Genomic DNA, 21,684 nt, shown 5'->3' on the forward strand with positions numbered 1-21,684 from the left:
AGTGGACAGTTTATAAAGAGAGGAAGAGTCTTCATGGAGGGGAAAAAGAAATTTAGTTTAACGAGTGCCATTTTATCAGTGATCTGTGTGGTTTTCGTTGCTGAAGCAGCGGCGCCTGTTGCTGCAATTGGTAATTCTCAGTTTTTTTGGTGGATTTTCTTATTAATTGCATTCCTATTGCCATATGGGTTAATTTCATCAGAATTAGGAACAACTTATATTGGTGAAGGGGGCATCTATGATTGGGTGACCAAAGCATATGGTCATCGTTGGGGTGCCAGAGTTTCTTGGTATTATTGGATTAATTATCCATTGTGGCTAGCTTCATTAGCCGTTATGACGCCAGAACTGTTAACGACAATTACAGGTATTAAGTTTTCAACACCGATGATGATTATTGTTGAATTAATTTTTACTTGGATTGTGGTTTGGATTAGTTTTTATCCAGTTAGCGACAGTATCTGGATTCTAAATGGAGCTGCGGTAATCAAGATGGTTTTAGCGGTCTTAATTGGTGGGTTAGGATTGTATGTAGCCTTGACGAAAGGTGTTGCCAATGAATTTACCTTGAAATCGATGCTACCAACGTTTGACTTAAGGAGTTTATCTTTTATTTCTGTAATCATTTTTAATTTGTTAGGGTTTGAAGTCATCTGTACGTTTGCAGATGATATGGAAAATCCTAAGAAGCAGATTCCACAAGCTATTATAGCAGCGGGGTTAGTCATTGCGGCCATTTATATTTTTTCAGCCTTTGGAATTGGGGTAGCGATTCCCACCGATCAAATTAGTACCGGCAGTGGTATGATGGATAGCTTTAAACTATTGACAGGATCGACAGAAGGTTGGTTCATTATGTTGATGGCTTTCCTCTTCCTTCTTACGTTGTTCGGCAACATGATTTCTTGGTCATTAGGAGTCAATAATACAGCTTGTTATGCTGCTGAAAATGGTGACATGCCTAAATTTTTTGAAAAACGTAGTAAGAAAAATGACATGCCAATTGGGGCTGCTTTGATGAATGGCATTGTGGCATCGGTGGTCATTGTATTAGCACCAATTTTACCTAATCAAGATTTATTCTGGGCCTTTTTCTCCTTGAATGTCGTCCTATTCTTGTTATCGTATATCCCAGTTTTCCCAGCTTTTTATAAGCTTAGAAAAATTGATCCCGATACACCACGTCCGTTTAAAGTTAACGGAAAACCAGGATTTTTAAAAGTTTTAGTGGTTTTACCAATGATTATGATTATTATTTCACTGATTTTCACAGCAGTACCTTTAGATTTTAGTCCCGCAGCATTAAATGAAAAATTACCAATTACAATTGGGGCAATCATTTTTATTCTGTTTGGTGAAGTAATTATTTACGTGAAAAAAATTAAGAAGGGAACGAAAGAAAATGGCTAAACGAATTGTAGGAAGTACCCCTAAACAAGATGGCTTTAGAATGCCAGGAGAATTTGAACCACAAGAGAAAGTTTGGATGATTTGGCCAGAAAGACCGGATAATTGGCGTGATGGTGGTAAACCTGTCCAAGAAGCTTTTACTAATGTGGCCAAAGCAATTAGTCAGTTTACACCGATGAATGTGGTGGTTTCTCAACAACAATTTCAAAATTGCCGTCGCCAATTGCCGCAAGAAATTACGGTTTACGAAATGTCAAACAATGATGCCTGGGTCCGTGATTGTGGACCATCATTTGTCATTAACGACCATGGAGAAATCCGTGGTGTGGATTGGACATTCAATGCTTGGGGGGGATTAGTAGATGGTTTATATTTCCCTTGGGACCAAGACGATTTGGTTGCACAAAAAATTTGTGAAATTGAGCATGTAGATTCTTATCGAACAGATGATTTTGTTTTAGAAGGCGGTTCATTCCACGTAGATGGACAAGGAACAGTCTTGACTACAGAAATGTGCTTATTAAGTGAAGGTCGAAATCCACAACTTTCAAAAGAAGCAATTGAACAAAAATTATGCGACTATTTAAATGTTGAAAAAGTTCTTTGGCTAGGTGATGGAATTGACCCAGAAGAAACCAATGGTCATGTGGATGATGTAGCTTGTTTTATTGCACCTGGTGAAGTGGCTTGTATTTACACCGAAGATCAAAATAGCCCATTTTATGAAGCAGCACAAGATGCGTATCAACGTTTGCTTAAAATGACTGACGCTAAAGGACGTCAATTAAAAGTCCATAAATTATGCTGTCCTGTCAAAAATGTGACCATTAAAGGTTCCTTTAAAATTGATTTCGTGGAAGGAACCATGCCACGAGAAGATGGCGATATTTGTATCGCATCCTATATGAACTTTTTAATTACAAATGATGGCGTGATTGTGCCACAGTATGGTGATGAAAATGATCGTTTGGCTTTAGAGCAAGTTCAAACGATGTTCCCAGATAAAAAAATTGTTGGTGTTAATACGGTAGAAGTTGTTTATGGGGGCGGCAATATTCACTGTATCACACAACAAGAACCAAAGCGCTAGGAGGGAAACAGATGTCAAAAATAGTGATTGCATTAGGTGGAAATGCGTTAGGAAATTCTTCGAAAGAACAATTGGCAAAAGCACAAACCGCTGCAAAATCCATTGTCGATTTAATTGAACAAGGCCATCAAGTGGTGATTGCTCATGGTAACGGGCCACAAGTTGGCAAAATTCGCTTAGCTTTTGAGGAAACGAGTCAATCTCCAGAAGATGTCGTGCCGTTTCCTGAATGCACAGCAATGAGCCAAGGCTATATTGGCTATCATTTACAACAAGCAATTGATGAAGAACTAGTAGCCAGAAATTTAGGGGAACAACCAGTTGTTACGTTAATTACACAAGTCGTGGTGGATCCGAAAGACCCAGCGTTTACAAAACCAACAAAACCAATTGGTGGTTATTATGACGAAGAAACAGCCAAACAGTTGATGGCGGAAACTGGAAATGTCTATCAAGAAGATGCGGGTCGAGGCTGGCGACGGGTAGTTCCTTCACCAAAACCAGTTGATATTTACGAAAAAGTTAGCTTGCGAACACTTGTTGATGCAGGACAGATCGTAATTGCTTGTGGTGGCGGCGGGGTTCCTATTGCCTATGATGGTCCAGTCTATCATGGTGTAGATGCAGTCATTGATAAAGACTTTGCGGCAGCTAAAATGGCTGAACTCATTGAAGCAGATGTTTTTGTGGTATTAACTGCAGTAGAACATGTTTTTGTTAACTTTGGTCAAGCAAATCAACAAGCTTTGACCGATGTTACGGTTACGGCAATGCAACAATATATAGAAGAAGATCAATTTGCGCCAGGTAGTATGTTACCCAAGGTGGAAGCGGCCATCAGTTTTGCAGAAAGTAAACCAAACCGCCAGGCGATTATTGGGCTTTTAGAATTAGCTTCGGAAGCAATCAAAGGAGAAAGTGGTACACGAATTACACAATAAATTCTCAGTATTTAACTTTCACAAAAGTCTAAAACAAACGCATTTAGCGGACTATCTTAATCGTTAGAGAGTAGGAAATCGGTCGTTTTGACGGATGTCCTACTCTCTATTTTGTCTTTTTAACGAACAAAACTGTTAGTTGTCATGCAAAAATAAACATAGTAAGATAATCTTTAAACGATATAGGAGGATAAAAATGTCTAAATTTTTAAAAGTAATCGGAATAATTGCTGTTTTATTAGTCATAATAGGCGCTGCAGCTTATTGGTTTATACTCAAAAAGTTCACTCCTGAGGCAGAAACCCCAGCAATGTACAATCAAGAGAGAATCGTTAAAACGATTGAAGACCAATTAAAAGAAACAGATGTACAAAAAGCTCGTACCAAAGCACCGTTGATTATTGAAAAAAATATCACTGAATTACAGCAAGCGATTGCCAACGGAACATTGACCTATGAAGAACTTACGGCGTTTTATTTGGACCGTATTTTACAGTTCGATCAAATAGATAATGGCATGAACAGCATCTCTGAAATCAATCCGCAAGCAATTAAGGAAGCAAAGGCATTTGACCAGCAAGCCTCTCAAACACCGAAGAAGCCTTTGTATGGTATTCCTGTGACTTTGAAAGAAAATATAAATACGACCAACATGATTTCGAGTGCAGGAGCGTATGCCTTACGCACGTTCAAGCCTAAGGAAGATGCGGAAGTAGTTAAGAAGTTAACAGAGGCGCAAGCTTTGATTTTAGGAAAAGTAAACTTATCTGAACTAGCGAATTATATGTCAATGAAAGCACCAAGTGGCTATAGTTCCAAACATGGACAAACACTTAATCCTTATGGGCCACTCAAAATAACACCTTCAGGTTCAAGTTCTGGGAGTGGGGCTAGTGTGACGATGAATATCGGCGCCTTCTCTTTAGGCACTGAGACGATGGGATCGATTGTTTCCCCCGCTTCTCATCAATCAGTGGTTGGTTTTAAACCGACCCACAGTTCAGTAAGTGGCGAAGGTGTTTTGCCATTGGCACCGTCATTAGATACAGTTGGCCCGATTGCCCGAAGTGTCGTTGATGCTGCGCAAGGCTATAATGCGTTTAAGAAAGACACGGTTCCGAGCATTGATTCAACGAAATTTACTAAAAATAACTTACAAGGCCAACGCATTGGGTTGCTAGAAATGCCAAGTGCTGAAGAAGAATTTGCGACTGCTAAAAAGGCCCTCCAAAAAGCAGGAGCAGAAGTGATTCCGGTAACACCAGATATGGAAGGGATTGATGGCGGGAAAGTTATTTCCAATGAATTTAAGTTTGCATTGGAAGAATTTGCGAAACGTTATGATTTACCATTTAAAACACTGGAGGAACTAATTGCGTATAATCAACAAGATAAAAAGGTTCGTGCCAAGTATGGGCAAGATTTATTAGAAGCAGATGTTAAAAAGAAACAACCAGATAAAGAAATCATTCAAACAACCATTAAAAAAGCACAGCAAACGTTTGATGCGTTGCTAAAAAAACAACAATTAGACGGATATGCCTTTATTGATTCTGAAGGTACGGGTTTAAGTGCCGTGGCAGGATATCCTGAATTGACTGTTCCTTTGGCGAAAAACAGTGAAGGACAACCTTATGGGCTGACTTTTACACAAACTGCCAATAAAGAGCAAACGTTATTTGAGCAAGCTTACAGCTTTGAACAAAGTACAAAAGGACGGATAGTACTTTCAGACAACGAGCTGTTGGCAAACAGTAAAAAAATAAATAGAGATGAGCAGTAAAGGGAAACTAGGAATGGCGAAACATCCGTATCAAACCTAATAAAGATAATCGACCTACAAATGAAAGGAATTGTTTGTAGGTCGATTATTTAGGTTAGTCGTTTTTTCTGCTTTTTTAGGCGAATGTTTTCATGTAATAAGTTAATAAGTGGCCAGATTCGAGAAATAAGTCCATCAATTTTTAAGCATTTCAATAAAAAGAGTGAACGATGGCTGTGTTTGAAGCATAAATATGTACGGTTGCTTCCGCTTTCGCAACATTAATTTGGAGCGCTGCCGTCGTAAAGGGTTCTGCTGCAGGAATTATTAGATGGAAACAAATCCATGAATACATAGAAGATTAAAGCAAGATGAAGAAAATATTGTGGCAATAAAGGATATCAGAAAGCTTGCGTAATAACTATATGTAGTGTTTCGATATTTTTCAAATCAATATATAGTATTAAAATCTTCTTTTTATTCCGAAATCTGATTGACTTGTTTTTTAAAACGGAGTACTCTTATTGAGACGTCAACAGAGAAAAGTTTGGTTTTAGGAAGGTCGGAAATTTGTCGTGAATAAGAATTTTTTGGTGAATGATTTTAAAGGTTGGGAAACGAGAAGTTACTTGTTTTTAGCTTTGATGGTGGGGGTACAGTTGATTGCATTTGCTATCAATCCGTCGAATTGGATTACGTTAGTAGGTGGTTTAGCCGGCATCATTTGTGTGAATTTAATTGCCCAAGGAAAAGTCAGCAATTACATTTTTGGGTTAATCAGTGCAGTGATTATTGGCTATTTTGGGTTAGTGACACGGGTATATGCCGAAGTTCTTTTACAAAGCTTCTATATTATTATGGACATTACAGGGCTCTATGCTTGGCTTCGGGCTAGCGAAGATGGCTCAGGTCAAGTAACCGAAGTAAAAGTTTTAAAAGGTATTCAGTGGTTGTATGCCTTTTTCACGTGGCTACTCATTGGCGTAGCTGCATATATTTTGTTAGGTTTTGTAAATGATGCGCAACAAACATTAGATGCAATCACATTCAGTGTTTCAGCGACAGGGATGTTATTGATGATTAAACGTTATCAATCGCAATTCGTGTTTTGGCTACTAGGAAATATTTTTTCAATTTTGTTATGGTTCCGAGCAGGGACGCACGCTGGTGGTGATTATGCGATATTTGTTATGTATTGTATGTATACTTTTAACTCAATTTTTGGTATGTTTAATTGGTTGAAGATAAAAAATAAAATGGAAAAAAATAGGTAGGGAGTTCGATGGCAGTGATTGTTTTAGCAGGTACGATTGGCGCTGGTAAATCTAGTTTAACAGCTTTAATTGCAAACCGTTTAGGTTCAGAAGCCTTTTACGAATCAGTTGATGATAATGAGGTATTACCTTTATTTTATGCGGAACCGGAAAAGTACGCATTTTTATTACAAATTTATTTTTTAAATAAACGTTTTGATAGTATTAAACAAGCATTAACGCATGAAAATAATGTATTGGATCGCTCGATTTATGAAGATTCATTACTTTTTCATTTAAATGCAGATTTAGGTCGTGCCAACGAAACAGAGGTCAAAGTGTACGATGACTTATTACAAAACATGCTCCAAGAATTGCCTTATGCTGCGCATAAAAAAAGACCTGATTTGTTAGTTCACATTCGTATTTCATTTCCCAAAATGTTAGAACGCATCAAAAAACGTGGCCGTCCTTATGAACAAATTGAGACAGATCCAACGTTGTATGATTACTATCAAATGTTGAACGAGCGTTATGATCAATGGTACGAAGACTATGATGAAAGTCCTAAAATTCAAATTGATGGCGATAAATATGATTTTGTCGAAGATCCTGAAGCGTGTCAATATGTCTTGGCGTTAATTGAGAAGAAAATTGAAGAATTAGAAAGATAAATAAAAAGAAGCAAGTCCGGACTTGCTTCTTTTTGACTTAAAATGTGGATAGATAGGCTAAAGTTGCTACTAAATAAAGGAGTGTAGTGCTAAATTATAGAATCGGATTTTAACCTTACCCTAAGTTAAAATCGGATAATCTATCCATCGACAGTTTAAGTTTGTATAAAATAGCGGTAGCTATTATCAACGAAGTCATTCATCGGTTGACCTGACTTCTCTAGAAGTATACCATCGAAAATAACCAACAGTTGTTCAAAATTTGGACTTAGTAAGTGTAAATTTTGATTGAAAGTTTCTGTAAATCAATCATTTATTCAAAAAATAATGCTCGAAAGAAGGAAGATAAATGGGCCAAATTTGGTTTGAACGCATTCTACGTTGGCGCAAAAAAGCGCAACGATTTTTACAAGGACGTTATGCCCGGTTTGATGAATTGAATCGAACGCTGTTGCTAACAAGTGTTGTGCTGGCGCTCATCAATATTTTTACTGGCTATCTTTGGGTTCGATTATTGATTTTAATCACAGTCGCCTACGTGTATTATCGCTTTTTTTCAAAACATATTCACCCGCGATTGAATGAAAATCAACGGTTTATTCTTCGAAAACAACGCCTAATGCAAAAGGTTCATGCTTTTCGCAAGCGACACATGACTCAGAAAGAGTATCGTTATTTTAAATGTCCAAAATGTCAGCAGTCATTACGTGCGCCGAAAGGACGAGGAACAATCAAAGTCACTTGTTCAAACTGCCAAAATCAATTTATCAAAAAAGTCTGACCTTCTGTGTTTTTTGGTCTAGGCAACTTTCGGACTTGTGGTATACTTGAGAAAAGAAACCATTGGATATTCTAAAAGGGGAATATCTTGTTAAAAAAGGAGAGAAAAACAATGGAAATTAAACGCCAACAAGAAATTGTTGAAGCGTATCATTATGATATGCGAGTACCTGATTCAGAAGTAGAGACAGATTTACGTGTTAGTTTTTCACCAATTGAAGTAGAAGAAGAAAATTATCCAGAAAATAGCTCAGCACTTGTTGCTCGCTTAGAATTTCGAATTGTCTTTGACGAATTTGTTTTATCAGGGGCGATTAGTCAAATTAATCACATTATTGATCGTAAAATTGAAAAACAAGAAGATATTTCGCAAGAAGAAGTCGATGAACTTGTACGTCCTTTATTTAGCATCGTCGAACGTTTATCTTATGAAGTAACTGAAATTGCTCTGGATCGTCCAGGTGTCCAATTGAATTTTCAACAATCAGAAGAAGCTTAAACTTTAAAAACAGCGTTTGTAACGGATTCCGTTATAAACGCTGTTTTTATTCTTAATGACTTTAGTCAGTCGAAATCTCTAAAGAGATTTCGACAAAAAAACCACGCGTACTGCGCGTGGAGGCCAGAGCTTTAGCGATAAAAACTCCTTTCGATATAATAGATAAAGGCTACCAACCGTTATCAAATCGAAAGGAGTTTTTGAATGTCGAACGACGATAAAAGTTTAGCACATACTCGTTGGAATTGTAAGTATCATCTTGTGTTTACACCAAAATATAGAAGAAAAGTAATCTATGGTCAATTGAGGCGAGATATAGGGAAAATACTAAGGAAATTGTGTGAGATGAAAGAAGTCGAAATCATTGAAGCGCATGCAATGCCCGACCATATCCATATGTTGGTAAGAATTCCGCCGAAGTTGAGTGTATCAGGTTTTATGGGTTTCTTAAAAGGAAGAAGTGCAGTAATCATTCATGAACGTCATGCGAATTTAAAATACAATTATGGAAATCGATCCTTTTGGTCAAAAGGCTATTATGTGAGCACTGTAGGATTGAACCAAAAAACGATAGCTAAGTATATACGAGAACAAGAAGCAGAAGATCGAGTAAGGGATAGTATAAACAAAAGAGAGTATAAAGATCCATTTAGGAAGTAACAACTAGATAAGAATAGAATGGTAGCGGTTGGCGGTCTCTAAAAAAAGCTCCCTTAAAGGGAGCAGCAGGTAGCGAGCCCTTCTAGGGCTATTAAAAAGCCACCCGCTATGCGGGTGGATATTTACTGTGAAGGTTTAGCAACCAAAGCTTTTTTAAACTGTTCATAATTTTTTGTAGCGATATCCACATAAGCAATCGGCTGACCAACTTTGGTGATTTTTTCGGGAAGATAGGGAGCGAGCATTTCATTGTACAAAATGAACGCAGCTTCTGGTACTTCCTCTGAAAGAACATCATAACTGATAAAGTCAATTTCATAGGTTGGTTGAAAAAAGGCTTTGATGTTTTGCTGCTCTTTATTTGAAAAAAGCCAAGGACCCGCATTTGCAGGGCTTCCCACAAATAACGTTGCTCCATCACGGTTGACAGAAAGGATCCAACAAATTTTTTGCATACGCTTACACCTCCTGGAACTAAGTATACCACGTCAGCTTAAAAGAAAGAGGACAAAAAACAAATTATTTTTACAGTGACTAGTAAAACAACGCTTGGTGATAGTTTTAAACTATCGCAACGGTTATTTTCTATCAAAAAGTAAGCAAATTATCCCACTATTTGCTATAAAATAAGGTACAATAGAACTATCACTGGAAACAGTTTGCTGTTTTCAGGGTATTTACTGGAGAGTGAGTACCGGGAACCTTTACTTCCTTTGATGTACTTGTCATTAAAAACATAGGGAGGAACTAAAATGACAACATTCATCACTGTATTAGTGATCCTTGCATTTATTGCTGTGTTATTCGGTTTCTACCAAATGCAAAAGAAACATTTAAAATTCTCAACACGTGTCTTTTCAGCATTGGGCGTGGGGATTGTTTTAGGTGCAATTATTCAATTTGCTTTTGGTACAGACAGTAAAATTACTACGCAATCAATGGAATGGATCGGGATTGTAGGTAATGGTTATGTAGCGTTTCTACAAATGCTCGTAATTCCGTTAGTATTTGTATCTATCGTAGGTGCATTTACAAAAATGAAAGAATCCAATAAATTAGGAAAAATTAGCTTTAATGTGTTAGCCACCTTACTAGGAACAACAGCAGTAGCTGCCTTGGTGGGGATTGGAACAACCTTAGCGTTTGGTCTTCAAGGGGCAAAATTCACGCAAGGTGCTGCAGAAACGTCAAGAATTGCCGAGTTAGCGACGCGTCAAGATGCGATTCAAGATTTGACGATTCCCCAACAAATCGTTTCATTCATTCCTAAAAATGTCTTTGCTGACTTTGCGGGAACACGACCAATGAGTACCATTGGGGTGGTAATCTTTGCTGCGTTTGTTGGTGTCGCTTATTTAGGCGTTCGTCGTAAAGCGCCAAAAGAAGCTGAATTTTTTGCAAATTTAATTGATAGTTTATATAAAATTACCATGCGAATTGTTACCTTAGTTTTACGCTTGACCCCTTATGGCGTGTTAGCGTTAATGATTAATGTTGTAGCAACAAGTGATTTTGTTGCGATTATTAACTTAGGTAAATTTGTGTTGGCATCGTATGTGGCCTTAATTATTGTTTTTGCCATTCACATGTTGATTTTAATTACTTTAAAAGTCAACCCAGTTACGTATCTAAAAAAAGTTTTTCCAGTCTTGAGCTTTGCTTTTACTTCTCGTTCAAGTGCAGGAGCTTTACCATTAAATATTGAAACACAAACCAAAGCATTAGGTGTCGATGATGCCACAGCAAACTTTGCTGGTAGTTTCGGTTTATCTATTGGACAAAATGGTTGTGCCGGCGTTTATCCAGCTATGTTAGCAACCATCGTTGCACCAACTGTTGGAATTGATGTCTTTAGTTTACAATTTATTTTAATGTTAGTAGCAGTTGTCACAATCAGTTCATTTGGCGTAGCCGGTGTCGGCGGCGGAGCAACCTTTGCTTCTCTGATTGTTTTAGGCGCAATGAACTTGCCAGTTGCAATTGTTGGTTTAGTAATTTCGGTTGAACCACTTATTGACATGGCGCGGACAGCTGTTAACGTTAACGATAGTATGGTTGCAGGTGTGTTAACAAGTGCTCGTATTCATGAGTTAGATCGTGATGTCTTAAATGATCGCGACGTTGTCTTAGATGCAAATATCTAAATCAATAAAACGAAAAGTGTTTGAGCAATGTCTTGCTCAAACACTTTTTTTTGATTTTAAGCGAAAGTGCAGTAATTATTTAAAAGAACGTATATAATAAGTTGTTAACTAAATTCAAAAGGACGTGAAGGAATGTTTTCAAACCAAGTAAAGATTATGTTATATGTGAATAATGTTGAGGAATCTAGTCAATTTTGGCAAACGTTTGGCTTTGTTGAAAAGGAAAGAGAGGAAGTTGACGGCACATTGGTGGTAGAAATTGCGCCAAGTGAATCAGCAGAAGCGATTATTGTTTTATATGATTTGGCCTTTATTCAAAAACATTCACCAGAAGTGGCGGGGAATACCCCTTCTCTAATGTTTGCTAGCGATGATATCATTGGTCTCTATAAAAAAATGCAAGAGGCTGGCGTTACTGTCGGTGAAATGGTTCAATTGCCAACAGGCTTAGTTTTTAATTTTGCAGATAACGATGATAATTACTTTGCTGTTTTTTATAAAAGTTGAAAGTTTTATAAATTTTACTAAAATCTGTAATTTTCATGAAAATATAGCGTATGATAATGCTGTTAATAGAATAGGCGGAGGTAAGCGGTATGCGTAAACGACATGCAAAGAAAAGACATGGAGGAGTGAATTGGCTTTTTATAGTATGTTTGTTGGTGGTGATTGGTGGTAGTGGTTATTTAATAAAAACGTTCTTTTTCACTAGAGATTCACAAGTTAGTCAAGAATCGAAAGTGGTCTTGGAAGAAGATCGCCGAAGTGATAATTATGCGAATTTAACGAAAGAAATAGTTGCACCAGATAGTGGCGAACTTGATCAAAAAATTCAAGAAACAAATTATATTGGTTCGGCTTTGATCATTAAAGATGATCAGGTTTTAGTAAATAAAGGATATGGCTTTGCCAATTTTGAAAAGCAACAAGCCAACACGCCAAACACAAGGTTTCAGATTGGCTCGATTCAAAAATCTTTTACCACAACCTTGATCTTAAAAGCGATTGAAGAAGGTAAACTTACATTAGATACAAAACTCGCTACGTTTTATCCGCAAGTACAAGGTGCTGAGGACATTACGATTAGCGATATGTTGAATATGACAAGCGGTTTAAAGTTATCAGCAATGCCTAATGATATCGTTACCGATGAAGAAATTATTCAATTTGTTAAACAAAATACCATTCAAGTCAATAAAGGAAAATACAATTATTCCCCAGTAAATTTTGTCCTTTTAGCAGGAATGTTAGAGAAAATGTATCAACGTACCTATCAAGAATTATTTAATAATTTTTATCACAAAACGGCTGGTTTAAAGAATTTTGGCTTCTATGAAACCTTATTGGAACAGCCCAATAATTCAACAAGTTATAAATGGACAGAAGATAATTCATATAACCAAGTGCTCTCAATTCCTGCAGCTAGTTTTGCCCATGAATTTGGGACTGGTAATGTGGATATGACGACAGGTGATTTGTATTGGTACTTACATCAATTAACGAGTGGACATTTAGTTTCCACCGCACTTTTGCAAAAATTATGGACGTCTTCTCAGCAAAGCTCTTATCATGGCGGCATCTATGTTCATGATAATTATTTACGTTTACACGGCGTTGAAGCGGGTCAACAAGCCCTAGCTTTATTTTCAAAAGATATGAAAACTGGGATCATATTGCTAACTAATTGTGTGAATCCAGCGAAATACAAAGAATTAATTGGTTCGTTGTTCCATGATGTAACCAATTTAACTGTTAAATTTTAAAGCAGAAGCAACAACGATCACTCCCAAAGCCTTTTTAGGTTTCTTCTGAGATACTTTATATTAAAATAAAGGGAAGAACAATCAAAGGGAGTGACGAAGATGAAGCGATCAAAAAATAAACAAGTTGTTATTGGTGAACCAACGAAAAAAAACATTTATCTTCAAGATATAGAACAGGAAACGCAAGCTTTTATTCTCCAAAACAATCCACAATTGACAGCTGAATCGATGATTACATTGGCGGAGTTACTTAATTATCGTTTGGATTACATGAAACAATTGGTCGCAAATGATTCTGAAAAAATCCAACAACTGAATGAATTAGTGGTTCAACACATCAAAGAAGATAAGCTGATTTCCAATAATATGAATGAAAAGATGGAAAAGAAATTAACCTTTGGCCAACGAGCAGCGGATACCATTGCTAAATTTGGCGGTAGCTGGGTGTTTATTGGCTTCTTTTGCTTCGTGTTGATTGCTTGGATCGTGATTAACTCTACCACTTTATTGGGACAACCATTTGACAAATATCCTTATATTTTGTTGAATCTTGCCTTATCTTGTTTAGCAGCTATCCAAGCACCGATTATTATGATGAGTCAAAACAGACAAGAAGCCCGTGATAGAGAACAAGCGAATAATGATTATAAAATTAACTTAAAAGCAGAAGTAGAAATTAATTTATTACATGAGAAAATGGATTATATTATCAATAATCAACTAGAAAATTTGGTAAAAATCCAAAATATTCAAATCGAACTTTTAGGTGAGTTGCAAGAACAACTCGCTGCGACTTCTGAAAAGGAGTAGTATATAGAAGTAGCTCGTTGTTGCGTAATAATTATTACGCAACAACAAGCTACTTTTTTATTGTGTGTAAATACACAAGCAAAATAATCGCTTTCCCTTTTTTATTCACCGTATAATGGGATAGAATGACTTTATACAAAAGGGGAAAACAAGATGAAATACCAAGTATTACTTTATTACAAATATACAACAGTTGAAGATCCAGAAGTTTTTGCGAAAGAGCATCTAGCTTTTTGCAAATCATTAAATTTAAAAGGCCGTATTTTAGTAGCGACAGAAGGGATTAACGGAACGTTATCTGGTACTGTCGAAGAAACAGAAAAGTACATGGAAGCAATGCAAGCAGATGAGCGCTTTAAGGATACATTCTTTAAAATTGATCCAGCAGAAGAAATGGCGTTCCGCAAAATGTTTGTTCGCCCACGTTCTGAATTAGTGGCGTTGAACTTAGAAGAAGACGTTGATCCATTGGAAACGACGGGGAAATATTTGGAACCTGCAGAATTTAAAGAAGCCTTATTAGACGAAGACACTGTTGTAATCGATGCTCGTAACGATTATGAATATGATTTAGGACATTTCCGTGGTGCCGTGCGCCCAGATATCCGTAGCTTCCGTGAGTTACCACAATGGATTCGCGAGAACAAAGAACAATTTATGGATAAAAAAATTGTTACCTATTGTACTGGCGGGATTCGCTGTGAAAAATTTTCTGGCTGGTTATTAAAAGAAGGATTTGAAGATGTTGCTCAATTGCATGGTGGTATCGCCAATTATGGGAAAAATCCAGAAACACGTGGCGAACTTTGGGACGGCAAAATGTATGTCTTTGATGACCGAATCAGTGTCGAAATTAATCACGTTGATAAAAAAGTTATTGGGAAAGATTGGTTTGATGGAACACCTTGCGAACGCTACATTAACTGTGCAAACCCAGAATGTAATCGTCAAATCTTAACTTCAGAAGAAAATGAACATAAGCATTTAGGTGGCTGCTCATTAGAGTGTAGCCAGCATCCTGCCAACCGTTATGTAAAAAAACATAATTTAACAGAAGCAGAAGTTGCTGAACGTTTGGCTTTGTTAGAAGCGGTTGAAGTATAAAAATAATAAAAAAATAAACAAAAAAACTTCGAAAATTATTTTTTGAAGTTTTTTTGTTTATTTTTTTGTCTTTAAAAGTGTTGATTTTAAAGCTTTCTTAGCTAAAACCATTTTATTTTTTAAAAGCGTTTGAAAAAAATAAAAAAATCTAATAAATATTTCTTTTATATAATGTTTATTGGCTGGGCCAGTCAATGTTGAAAATGGGGAAGGAGGAATTCAGATGAAAATCATAAGAGGGTTTAGTTTGGTATGTTTAGGGCTATTGATCATTGGGTTGCAAACAAAAAGCGTTATGGCTGAAGAAAATAATTATGAATCAAATGGTCAAGCGAGCTTCTATGGCACCTACGTTTATGAGAATGAAAAAGAGTCAAATGACGTAGCGTATACCCAACAATCAGAAGAACAGGGAAGAAACAATTTAGCTGCTTCTGGACAAGCAGTTTTACCTAAAACAGGCGAGTCTGAAAATCCGCTGTATTCCTTGATAGGAGTTAGTTTGTTGGGGGTAGTCATTTATTTAATTAATAAAATGAAACGAGAGAAGGAGCTTATTTAATGAAAAAAACTATTTTACTTACATCGGCAACCATACTTTTAGGCGTAGGGTTTCAAGCAATAAACGCATCAGCAGCAGAAACTTTTCCGAAAGAATACAATACGGAAGGCACAATTACTTTTGAAGCAGGCGATAACGAAATCACACCGCCTGTTGATCCAGAAAATCCCGATCCTACTGATCCAGTAGACCCAATTGATCCTCCAGGGCCAGGAACGGGTGGTGCCTTATCAATTGATTATGGTTCAAAATTTAAATTTGGCACACAAAAGATTTCTACGGCAGATCAAACGTATTATGCTGCGCCAGATGAAATGAAAGATGGTTCAAAAAAACCAACCTATGTACAAGTAACTGATAAAAGAGGAACGTTAGCAGGATGGAAACTAACGCTTTCCCAACCTGAACAATTTAAAACAGCTACTGGAGAGGAACTAGTCGGCGCTCAATTAACGTTTACAAAGGCAGAAGCTGCCTCAATGGTGGATGAAAAATATAAACCTACTGAAGTCAGTAGTACTATTTCCTTAACACCTGGTGTAAATAATAATCTAGCGATGAACGCTAAAAAAGAAACAGGTGTTGGGACTTGGGTTTATCGCTTTGGTTCAAATGAAGCAACAAATAAAGAAGCTGTCCAACTATTCGTTCCCGGAAAATCTGTAAAGCTTGCACAACAATATTCAACGAAGTTAGTTTGGGCATTAGAAGATACGCCCTCTAATAATTAAATAAAGGAGAAAAGCAATGAAAAAACAATTCACAGGAATCGTTCTATGCAGTACATTTGCAGTTGCTGGTTGGTCCTTACAAGCGAAGGCAGAAGAGCCAAAAGAGTATCGTTCGAATGGTTTAGTAGAATTTATTCCGAACGTAGATCCGACAGAACCGGTTGATCCAGAAAATCCCGATCCAGAAAAGCCAGTCAAACCAATTGATCCGACAGACCCAGAAGGTCCCAATCCTGGTACCCAAGGACCGCTGTCTATTGATTATGCTTCAAGTTTTGACTTTGGGAAAAATCGTATTTCGAATAAAGACCAAGTATATTTTGCAAGAGCACAGCAATATCAAGAAAATCAAAAAGAAACACCAAATTTTGTGCAAATTTCTGATAATAGAGGAACCAATAGCGGTTGGTCTTTAACGGTTACTCAAAAGGAGCAATTTAAAGCAACAAAGGCGACTTTAAATAGTCAGTTGACAGGTGCGCAAATTTCTTTAGCTAACCCGACTGTTAATAGTAATGCGCAAAATGTTGTGAAACCAGAGGCAACAAATAAGATTGCCCTTGTTCCAGGAACCGCATCGCTAGTGGCAGCTGCGAAGCAAGGAACCGGTGCAGGAACCTGGGCTACTTATTGGGGTAAAGTAGAAGTGGTTGCAGAACGCGATGAAACCAATACGGTACACAATGTTAATGTTACAAAAGATGTTGCGCTATCAGTACCAGGGTCAACCCCTAAAGATGCCGTGAAATATCAAACAAAATTATTGTGGACGTTGACGGATGTACCAGGAATTTAAAGAGTAGAGGTGAAGAGAGATGCGAAACAAACAAAGCCTAGTCTTTTTGGCAAGTAGTTTATTCTTACTAATCCTTGCGCCTATTACTAGCGAAGCGATTAGTAATCCTTCGACAAATATCAACGAAGTCAATCGGGAAATAGTGGAGGAATCGGCCAATGATCAGGCAACTAGCGCTCCTTCTCACTCGGAAACATTAGAGCAAGAACCTTCCCTAGAAACGACAACAACAACCGATAATCATCCAGCAGAAACAGACCAATCAACGGCTACTTTAGAACCTAGCGAACAACAAAAGGATGACGGTACCAGTGCAACGGAATCGGTGATAGTTGAACCACAGCCGCGCATGTTGGCTGCGCCATACGCTACTTCATTGCCGGATGATCCTAATATCATTCCAATCGACAAGGTATTTCAAGAACCAATTGGAAATGCAACAAGTATTTTAGAAGGTGGGAAGTTATTACAACTAAACCCAGCTGTTAAATCACAAAAAGGCGCTATTTGGTCAAAAAAACCAATCAGTTTATTGTCGGATTTTACCTTTAAAAGTTATTTGTATTTAGGAAACGAGTATGCAAATGCTGGTGATGGTATGACCTTTACCTTAACGAATGATCCTAGAATGTCCACAACGCCTCAAGAAGTCATTGGTTCACCTGGGATGGGAATCGGTGCATACTCCACGAAAGCTGGTCAACCTTATGTTAGAAATGCCTTATCGATTGAGTTTGATACCTATAAAAATACTGGTAGTTCCAACCGAATGGACCGAGAAATTTCACAAGATAAGGGAAATGGACATTTAGCTTTTGTCACTCCGAAAGCTAATAACAACAACTATACAGGGGAGCATTCAGGCGTCACTGTTGCGCCAACCTATCTATCTAATGGAACCTGGCGCATGTTGACTGTTCATTGGAATGCCGCAGCCAAAGCATTAACATATGATTTAGAAGGTGTGGGCACGAATACGTATGTAGTTTCAGATTTAAATGCACAATTTGGCGCAACAACAGTTTATTGGGGCTTTACATCATCCACAGGGGGCAAATACCAAGAGAATGCTTTAGCAATGACACAAATTCCTACCAACGTTACGTCACAAGCAGCCCTTAGCGTGAATGGTCAGGAGTTTAGCTCAGCTGTTGAAGCAGTGAAAAATGATCAGGTGAGACTACGGAATACGTTGAATATTGACAATGACTTTATCGAAGATCGTCAACCGCAAGTAAGCATTGACTTACCTGATGAATTAGCATATGAAGAAAATTCATTAACGATTGATGGTAAAAAGGTAGCAGCCAAAGATCTGACACAAACAGGGAATCACTTAACAATTGCTTTAAATGACTACCTAGTTTTAAAGAAGGACATGATTATTGAATTAAAAACAACCCTTCAAGATAATACGCCCGAAAAAGTTTTAACTATGAACTTTGACTATTATGAAGAAGGAACCTTACTGCAAAAGTCAAATAATGTAACGATTACTATTCCTAAACCAACAGAAAAAACAGTAACCGTTTTTTATAAAGACGCGGAAGGTAAAGATATTGCTCCACCTAAAAGTGTAACAGGGAAAATTGGTGCATCCTATCAAGAAAAACCCCTAGATATTTCTGGCTATGTTTTTACAAAAGACTCAGGCAATGCGGAAGGAACAATGACAGAGGAAACAAAAGATATTTATTTTTACTATCGTTTAGGGGAACTATATTTTAAAGAGGCACCAAAACAGATTACTTTTGGTACGGAAAAGATACGTAATCAACCACTAATTAAACTTGGGCATCCCACCGAAGGACTCAAAGTTGTGGATGAACGTAACGCAAATAATTGGCGCTTGCAACTAAAGCAAACGCAACCGTTAACGAATGATTCAATTGTAATGCCAGATGTTTTTTCTTTCGTTTCAACTGCTGGAAGCTCTCAGATTACAAATGAGGCAATTACGCTTTTAGAAAGTAATCAGAAAGGTGAAACAGATTTAACAGCATTACTTGATGAATCAAAACAACAAGGAATTCAAATCAATGTTCCTGTAGCTTATCAAAGAGTTGGAACATTTAAAGCTCGTTTATCTTGGGCGTTAGAAGACGTACCAGGAAATTAAAGAAAAGAATGGAGAAAAGAAAATGAAAAAAGTAACAACAGTATGTTTATCCACATTTATTTTAGGGAGCTTAGGCATGACTTCTCAAGCCTTTGCAGAAGATGGCGGTAGTTATACATCTAATGGTATCGTAGAATTTACACCAAGTGAAGAGCCAACTAATCCGGTTGACCCAACGGATCCAACTAATCCAGTTGATCCTATTGATCCAACAGATCCTGAAGGTCCTAATCCAGGAACAAACGGTCCGTTGTCAATTGATTATGCGTCAAGTCTAGACTTCGGTGTTCAAAAAATCACGTCGAAGGATCAGACTTATTTTGCTGCTACCCAAAAATACAAGACGGTAGGCGCAACCGATGAAGTCAAAGAAGGTCCTAACTATGTCCAAGTAACAGATAACCGTGGAACCGAAGCTGGCTGGTCATTAAAAGTGAAACAAGAAGGACAATTTAAATCAACTTCTGGTAAAGAATTGACTGGGGCAGCTATCACGTTTAAAAACGGAAATGTAGTGACTGCTTCAGATTCAGGCAAACCAACAGGCCCAGCCACAATCACGCTAAATTCAGATGGTAGTCAATCAGATGTAATGAGTGCAGCGAAAGGAAACGGTGCAGGAACTTATTTATTTGATTGGGGAACCGATGCAACTACAGCTGCTAAAAGTATTGAGTTAACTGTTCCAGGTTCTACAACCAAATACGCTGAAAAATACGCCACAAAATTAACATGGACGTTGACAGACGCTCCAGGAAATTAAACGAGTTTTAAAAAGAAGAATAGCGGGGAACATAGTTACCTGCTATTCACTACATATAGAAAAGGAGTAAATAATTTGAACAGAAAAAAACAACGATTTCTTTTTTTTCCGATACTACTAATTCTTTTAGCGTTAGTACCTAGCAATGGTTTTGCCAGTGAATTTAATTTTGCGGTTACGCCTATTCCATCAGAAAAACAAGTAGATAAAGAAAAAACTTACTTTGATTTATTACTAGCACCAAATGAAGAAACTGAGTTGAAAGTGAACTTGCGCAATGATACAGATAAAGAAGTAAAGGTAGGTATTTCCATCAATAGTGCCATTACCAATTCAAATGTAATCGTGGAGTATGGTGAAAATAAGGGGAAAAAAGATCAAAGTTTAGCGTTTGATATAAAAGACTACGTTCAATACCCTAGCTCAGTTCGTTTAAAACCGAAAAGTGAACAAACGGTTTCTATTAACGTCAAAATGCCTAATACACCCTTTGATGGAGTGTTAGCTAGTGGTATCACTTTTAAAGAAGAAACGTCGGATGAAGGCAAACGTCAAGACGATAAGAGTCAGGGGTTATCCATTAAAAATGAATATTCGTATGTCGTTGCATTATTGATGCAACAAAACAAAAAAAAGGTTGAGCCGAATTTACTTTTGAAAAAAGTCTCACCAGGACAGATTAATGCTAGAAATGTGATTTTAGTCAATCTACAAAATGATCAAAAAACATATATTAACCAAGTTGCCTTTTCGGTAGAGATTACCAAAAAGGGGCATGAAGAAGTTTTATATAAAGAAGAAAAAGCAAACATGCAAATTGCACCAAATACCAATTTTTCTGTTCCTATTGCGCTAAAAGGGCAACCACTTAAGCCAGGAGATTATCATTTGTCTATGACCGTTGTTGGGAATAAAGATGCTGCAGGCTCATTTAAAAAATCAATAAACAATGAATCGATATCTTTTAGAAATCAATGGCAATTTGAAAAAGACTTTACAATTAATGGTGAAGTTGCCAAAGAATTAAATGAAAAAGATGTCACCTTAAAAGAAAATCATTCGAATTTATATTTGCTGATTGGCTTACTACTATTATTGATAGTGATTTTAATCATTGCCTGGTTGATTTGGCGAAAAAAGAAACAGGAACAAAACGAAAGAGAAATATAAAGAGTAGTTAATTTTTGATTTGATCATCGGCAACGTTTTTGTTTGTTTTTACTTATCAAACATGCAGTTTATTCAACAAACCTAACTCAAAAAAAGAAATAATAAGAAGGAGTATTGTTAAATATCGTCTGATACCACTTTACTAGTTATATTTTTTGTTTTGTTATGTAGCTAAAGTATTTGGCAATATATGTGAGAAAAATGGATAAATACAAACATTTACTATTATGGAGTACATTGTTACTCTCGTTTTTTCAAGTAACCAATGTGCAAGCAGCAGAAGAACGGAATCCAATTTATAATCCGACCAATCCAACAGAAGAAATTTATCCGATTGAGAATACTGGCACACCAGAAAAAATGGAAGAAACAAATGAAAGTACTATTACTAGCGAAACGCAAGCGGAAGAAAGTAGCGAAGACGTTAGTAAAAAAGAAGTGACAACCAATAATCCAAAAACAAATGAAGAAAGGCCTTCTTCCAAGAAAAGTCAGCATCAAGTATTTTTCACGGATGAATTATTTGATGCTAGCCATATCACCATTGTACCAAATAGCACAGGCGGTGCTGGAACGGAGGGGCAAAACACTTTTTACTTGAATTTCATACGGGAATTAGTAGGAACGGCTATTTATGGGAGAAAGAACTGATA

22 protein-coding genes are annotated in these 21,684 nt (G+C 37.1%); 21 read left to right on the plus strand and 1 reads right to left on the minus strand.

Translation table 11 applies throughout. From position 1 onward, the window contains the following. Positions 1-33: 33 nt before the first annotated feature. From IGJ41_RS02680 to tnpA, 9 genes are all read left to right on the plus strand, one after another. A complete protein-coding gene (locus IGJ41_RS02680) occupies positions 34-1,410 on the plus strand; it encodes an APC family permease (RefSeq protein ID WP_104874240.1) in 1,377 nt (458 codons plus the stop codon). Next, on the plus strand, positions 1,403-2,500 hold the full coding sequence (gene aguA / locus IGJ41_RS02685; RefSeq protein WP_153854108.1) for an agmatine deiminase: 1,098 nt from the start codon (positions 1,403-1,405) through the stop codon (positions 2,498-2,500). The genes IGJ41_RS02680 and aguA overlap by 8 nt, the downstream gene beginning before the upstream one ends. An 11-nt stretch (positions 2,501-2,511) precedes the next feature. Next, a complete protein-coding gene (gene arcC / locus IGJ41_RS02690; RefSeq protein ID WP_002366182.1) occupies positions 2,512-3,441 on the plus strand; it encodes a carbamate kinase in 930 nt (309 codons plus the stop codon). 196 nt (positions 3,442-3,637) lie between these two features. Continuing rightward, positions 3,638-5,224 (plus strand): amidase family protein, encoded by a 1,587-nt coding sequence (locus IGJ41_RS02695; protein WP_002378037.1) that lies wholly within the window; start codon positions 3,638-3,640, stop codon positions 5,222-5,224. A gap of 554 nt (positions 5,225-5,778) precedes the next feature. Beyond that, on the plus strand, positions 5,779-6,477 hold the full coding sequence (gene pnuC / locus IGJ41_RS02700) for a nicotinamide riboside transporter PnuC (protein ID WP_002355593.1): 699 nt from the start codon (positions 5,779-5,781) through the stop codon (positions 6,475-6,477). An 8-nt stretch (positions 6,478-6,485) separates the two neighbouring features. After that, positions 6,486-7,130, plus strand: a complete 645-nt coding sequence (locus tag IGJ41_RS02705; RefSeq protein WP_002355594.1) for a deoxynucleoside kinase — start codon at positions 6,486-6,488, stop codon at positions 7,128-7,130. A 349-nt stretch (positions 7,131-7,479) separates the two neighbouring features. Then, positions 7,480-7,911 (plus strand): hypothetical protein, encoded by a 432-nt coding sequence (locus tag IGJ41_RS02710; protein ID WP_002355595.1) that lies wholly within the window; start codon positions 7,480-7,482, stop codon positions 7,909-7,911. A 111-nt stretch (positions 7,912-8,022) separates the two neighbouring features. Further along, positions 8,023-8,409 carry a DUF1149 family protein gene (locus IGJ41_RS02715; RefSeq protein WP_002358717.1) on the plus strand — a complete coding sequence of 129 codons (387 nt, stop codon included), beginning with the start codon at positions 8,023-8,025 and terminating at the stop codon, positions 8,407-8,409. A gap of 204 nt (positions 8,410-8,613) precedes the next feature. After that, entirely contained in the window at positions 8,614-9,069 is a 456-nt protein-coding gene (gene tnpA / locus IGJ41_RS02720; protein ID WP_002411089.1) for an IS200/IS605 family transposase, read from the plus strand. Positions 9,070-9,191: 122 nt separating this feature from the next. Here the strand turns inward: tnpA and IGJ41_RS02725 are convergent, their stop codons facing one another. Further along, a complete protein-coding gene (locus tag IGJ41_RS02725; RefSeq protein ID WP_153854084.1) occupies positions 9,192-9,524 on the minus strand; it encodes a hypothetical protein in 333 nt (110 codons plus the stop codon). A gap of 297 nt (positions 9,525-9,821) precedes the next feature. Between IGJ41_RS02725 and IGJ41_RS02730 the strand changes: the two genes are divergently transcribed. From IGJ41_RS02730 to IGJ41_RS02785, 12 genes are all read left to right on the plus strand, one after another. Then, a complete protein-coding gene (locus tag IGJ41_RS02730) occupies positions 9,822-11,213 on the plus strand; it encodes an L-cystine transporter (RefSeq protein ID WP_002355598.1) in 1,392 nt (463 codons plus the stop codon). 132 nt (positions 11,214-11,345) lie between these two features. Beyond that, complete coding sequence (locus tag IGJ41_RS02735) at positions 11,346-11,720, plus strand: VOC family protein (protein ID WP_438713827.1); 375 nt, start codon at positions 11,346-11,348, stop codon at positions 11,718-11,720. A gap of 89 nt (positions 11,721-11,809) precedes the next feature. Further along, positions 11,810-12,976 (plus strand): serine hydrolase domain-containing protein, encoded by a 1,167-nt coding sequence (locus IGJ41_RS02740; RefSeq protein WP_010774519.1) that lies wholly within the window; start codon positions 11,810-11,812, stop codon positions 12,974-12,976. A 99-nt stretch (positions 12,977-13,075) separates the two neighbouring features. Next, positions 13,076-13,786 carry a DUF1003 domain-containing protein gene (locus IGJ41_RS02745; protein ID WP_010774520.1) on the plus strand — a complete coding sequence of 237 codons (711 nt, stop codon included), beginning with the start codon at positions 13,076-13,078 and terminating at the stop codon, positions 13,784-13,786. A 153-nt stretch (positions 13,787-13,939) separates the two neighbouring features. Continuing rightward, complete coding sequence (gene trhO / locus IGJ41_RS02750; RefSeq protein WP_438713830.1) at positions 13,940-14,890, plus strand: oxygen-dependent tRNA uridine(34) hydroxylase TrhO; 951 nt, start codon at positions 13,940-13,942, stop codon at positions 14,888-14,890. A 178-nt stretch (positions 14,891-15,068) separates the two neighbouring features. Further along, positions 15,069-15,452, plus strand: coding sequence for an LPXTG cell wall anchor domain-containing protein (locus IGJ41_RS02755; protein WP_002420002.1), 384 nt, complete (start codon positions 15,069-15,071; stop codon positions 15,450-15,452). Further along, entirely contained in the window at positions 15,452-16,183 is a 732-nt protein-coding gene (locus tag IGJ41_RS02760) for a WxL domain-containing protein (protein WP_174120888.1), read from the plus strand. Before IGJ41_RS02755 ends, IGJ41_RS02760 begins: the two co-directional genes overlap by 1 nt. 16 nt (positions 16,184-16,199) lie before the next feature. Then, the gene (locus tag IGJ41_RS02765) at positions 16,200-16,979 is read left to right on the plus strand and encodes a WxL domain-containing protein (protein ID WP_002355607.1); all 780 of its coding nucleotides are present in this window, start codon (positions 16,200-16,202) and stop codon (positions 16,977-16,979) included. A gap of 19 nt (positions 16,980-16,998) precedes the next feature. Further along, a complete protein-coding gene (locus IGJ41_RS02770; RefSeq protein WP_438713833.1) occupies positions 16,999-19,098 on the plus strand; it encodes a lectin-like domain-containing protein in 2,100 nt (699 codons plus the stop codon). 22 nt (positions 19,099-19,120) lie between these two features. Next, positions 19,121-19,861, plus strand: coding sequence for a WxL domain-containing protein (locus tag IGJ41_RS02775; protein WP_002355609.1), 741 nt, complete (start codon positions 19,121-19,123; stop codon positions 19,859-19,861). Positions 19,862-19,936: 75 nt separating this feature from the next. Then, complete coding sequence (locus tag IGJ41_RS02780) at positions 19,937-21,031, plus strand: DUF916 and DUF3324 domain-containing protein (protein WP_014524959.1); 1,095 nt, start codon at positions 19,937-19,939, stop codon at positions 21,029-21,031. A gap of 201 nt (positions 21,032-21,232) precedes the next feature. Further along, complete coding sequence (locus IGJ41_RS02785; RefSeq protein ID WP_002381257.1) at positions 21,233-21,682, plus strand: hypothetical protein; 450 nt, start codon at positions 21,233-21,235, stop codon at positions 21,680-21,682. Positions 21,683-21,684 lie beyond the last annotated feature (2 nt).

This window comes from Enterococcus sp. DIV1537a, from assembly GCF_051712085.1.
Classification (GTDB): Bacteria; Bacillota; Bacilli; order Lactobacillales; family Enterococcaceae; genus Enterococcus; species Enterococcus faecalis.

What these genes read in the sequence shown, in the direction of transcription:
- IGJ41_RS02680 (WP_104874240.1), top strand. Translation starts at nt 34, where the DNA reads ATGGAGGGGAAAAAGAAATTTAGTTTAACGAGTGCCATTTTATCAGTG.
- aguA (WP_153854108.1), top strand. Translation starts at nt 1,403, where the DNA reads ATGGCTAAACGAATTGTAGGAAGTACCCCTAAACAAGATGGCTTTAGA.
- arcC (WP_002366182.1), top strand. Translation starts at nt 2,512, where the DNA reads ATGTCAAAAATAGTGATTGCATTAGGTGGAAATGCGTTAGGAAATTCT.
- IGJ41_RS02695 (WP_002378037.1), top strand. Translation starts at nt 3,638, where the DNA reads ATGTCTAAATTTTTAAAAGTAATCGGAATAATTGCTGTTTTATTAGTC.
- IGJ41_RS02705 (WP_002355594.1), top strand. Translation starts at nt 6,486, where the DNA reads ATGGCAGTGATTGTTTTAGCAGGTACGATTGGCGCTGGTAAATCTAGT.
- IGJ41_RS02710 (WP_002355595.1), top strand. Translation starts at nt 7,480, where the DNA reads ATGGGCCAAATTTGGTTTGAACGCATTCTACGTTGGCGCAAAAAAGCG.
- IGJ41_RS02715 (WP_002358717.1), top strand. Translation starts at nt 8,023, where the DNA reads ATGGAAATTAAACGCCAACAAGAAATTGTTGAAGCGTATCATTATGAT.
- tnpA (WP_002411089.1), top strand. Translation starts at nt 8,614, where the DNA reads ATGTCGAACGACGATAAAAGTTTAGCACATACTCGTTGGAATTGTAAG.
- IGJ41_RS02725 (WP_153854084.1), bottom strand. Translation starts at nt 9,524, where the DNA reads ATGCAAAAAATTTGTTGGATCCTTTCTGTCAACCGTGATGGAGCAACG.
- IGJ41_RS02730 (WP_002355598.1), top strand. Translation starts at nt 9,822, where the DNA reads ATGACAACATTCATCACTGTATTAGTGATCCTTGCATTTATTGCTGTG.
- IGJ41_RS02735 (WP_438713827.1), top strand. Translation starts at nt 11,346, where the DNA reads ATGTTTTCAAACCAAGTAAAGATTATGTTATATGTGAATAATGTTGAG.
- IGJ41_RS02740 (WP_010774519.1), top strand. Translation starts at nt 11,810, where the DNA reads ATGCGTAAACGACATGCAAAGAAAAGACATGGAGGAGTGAATTGGCTT.
- IGJ41_RS02745 (WP_010774520.1), top strand. Translation starts at nt 13,076, where the DNA reads ATGAAGCGATCAAAAAATAAACAAGTTGTTATTGGTGAACCAACGAAA.
- trhO (WP_438713830.1), top strand. Translation starts at nt 13,940, where the DNA reads ATGAAATACCAAGTATTACTTTATTACAAATATACAACAGTTGAAGAT.
- IGJ41_RS02760 (WP_174120888.1), top strand. Translation starts at nt 15,452, where the DNA reads ATGAAAAAAACTATTTTACTTACATCGGCAACCATACTTTTAGGCGTA.
- IGJ41_RS02765 (WP_002355607.1), top strand. Translation starts at nt 16,200, where the DNA reads ATGAAAAAACAATTCACAGGAATCGTTCTATGCAGTACATTTGCAGTT.
- IGJ41_RS02770 (WP_438713833.1), top strand. Translation starts at nt 16,999, where the DNA reads ATGCGAAACAAACAAAGCCTAGTCTTTTTGGCAAGTAGTTTATTCTTA.
- IGJ41_RS02775 (WP_002355609.1), top strand. Translation starts at nt 19,121, where the DNA reads ATGAAAAAAGTAACAACAGTATGTTTATCCACATTTATTTTAGGGAGC.
- IGJ41_RS02785 (WP_002381257.1), top strand. Translation starts at nt 21,233, where the DNA reads ATGGATAAATACAAACATTTACTATTATGGAGTACATTGTTACTCTCG.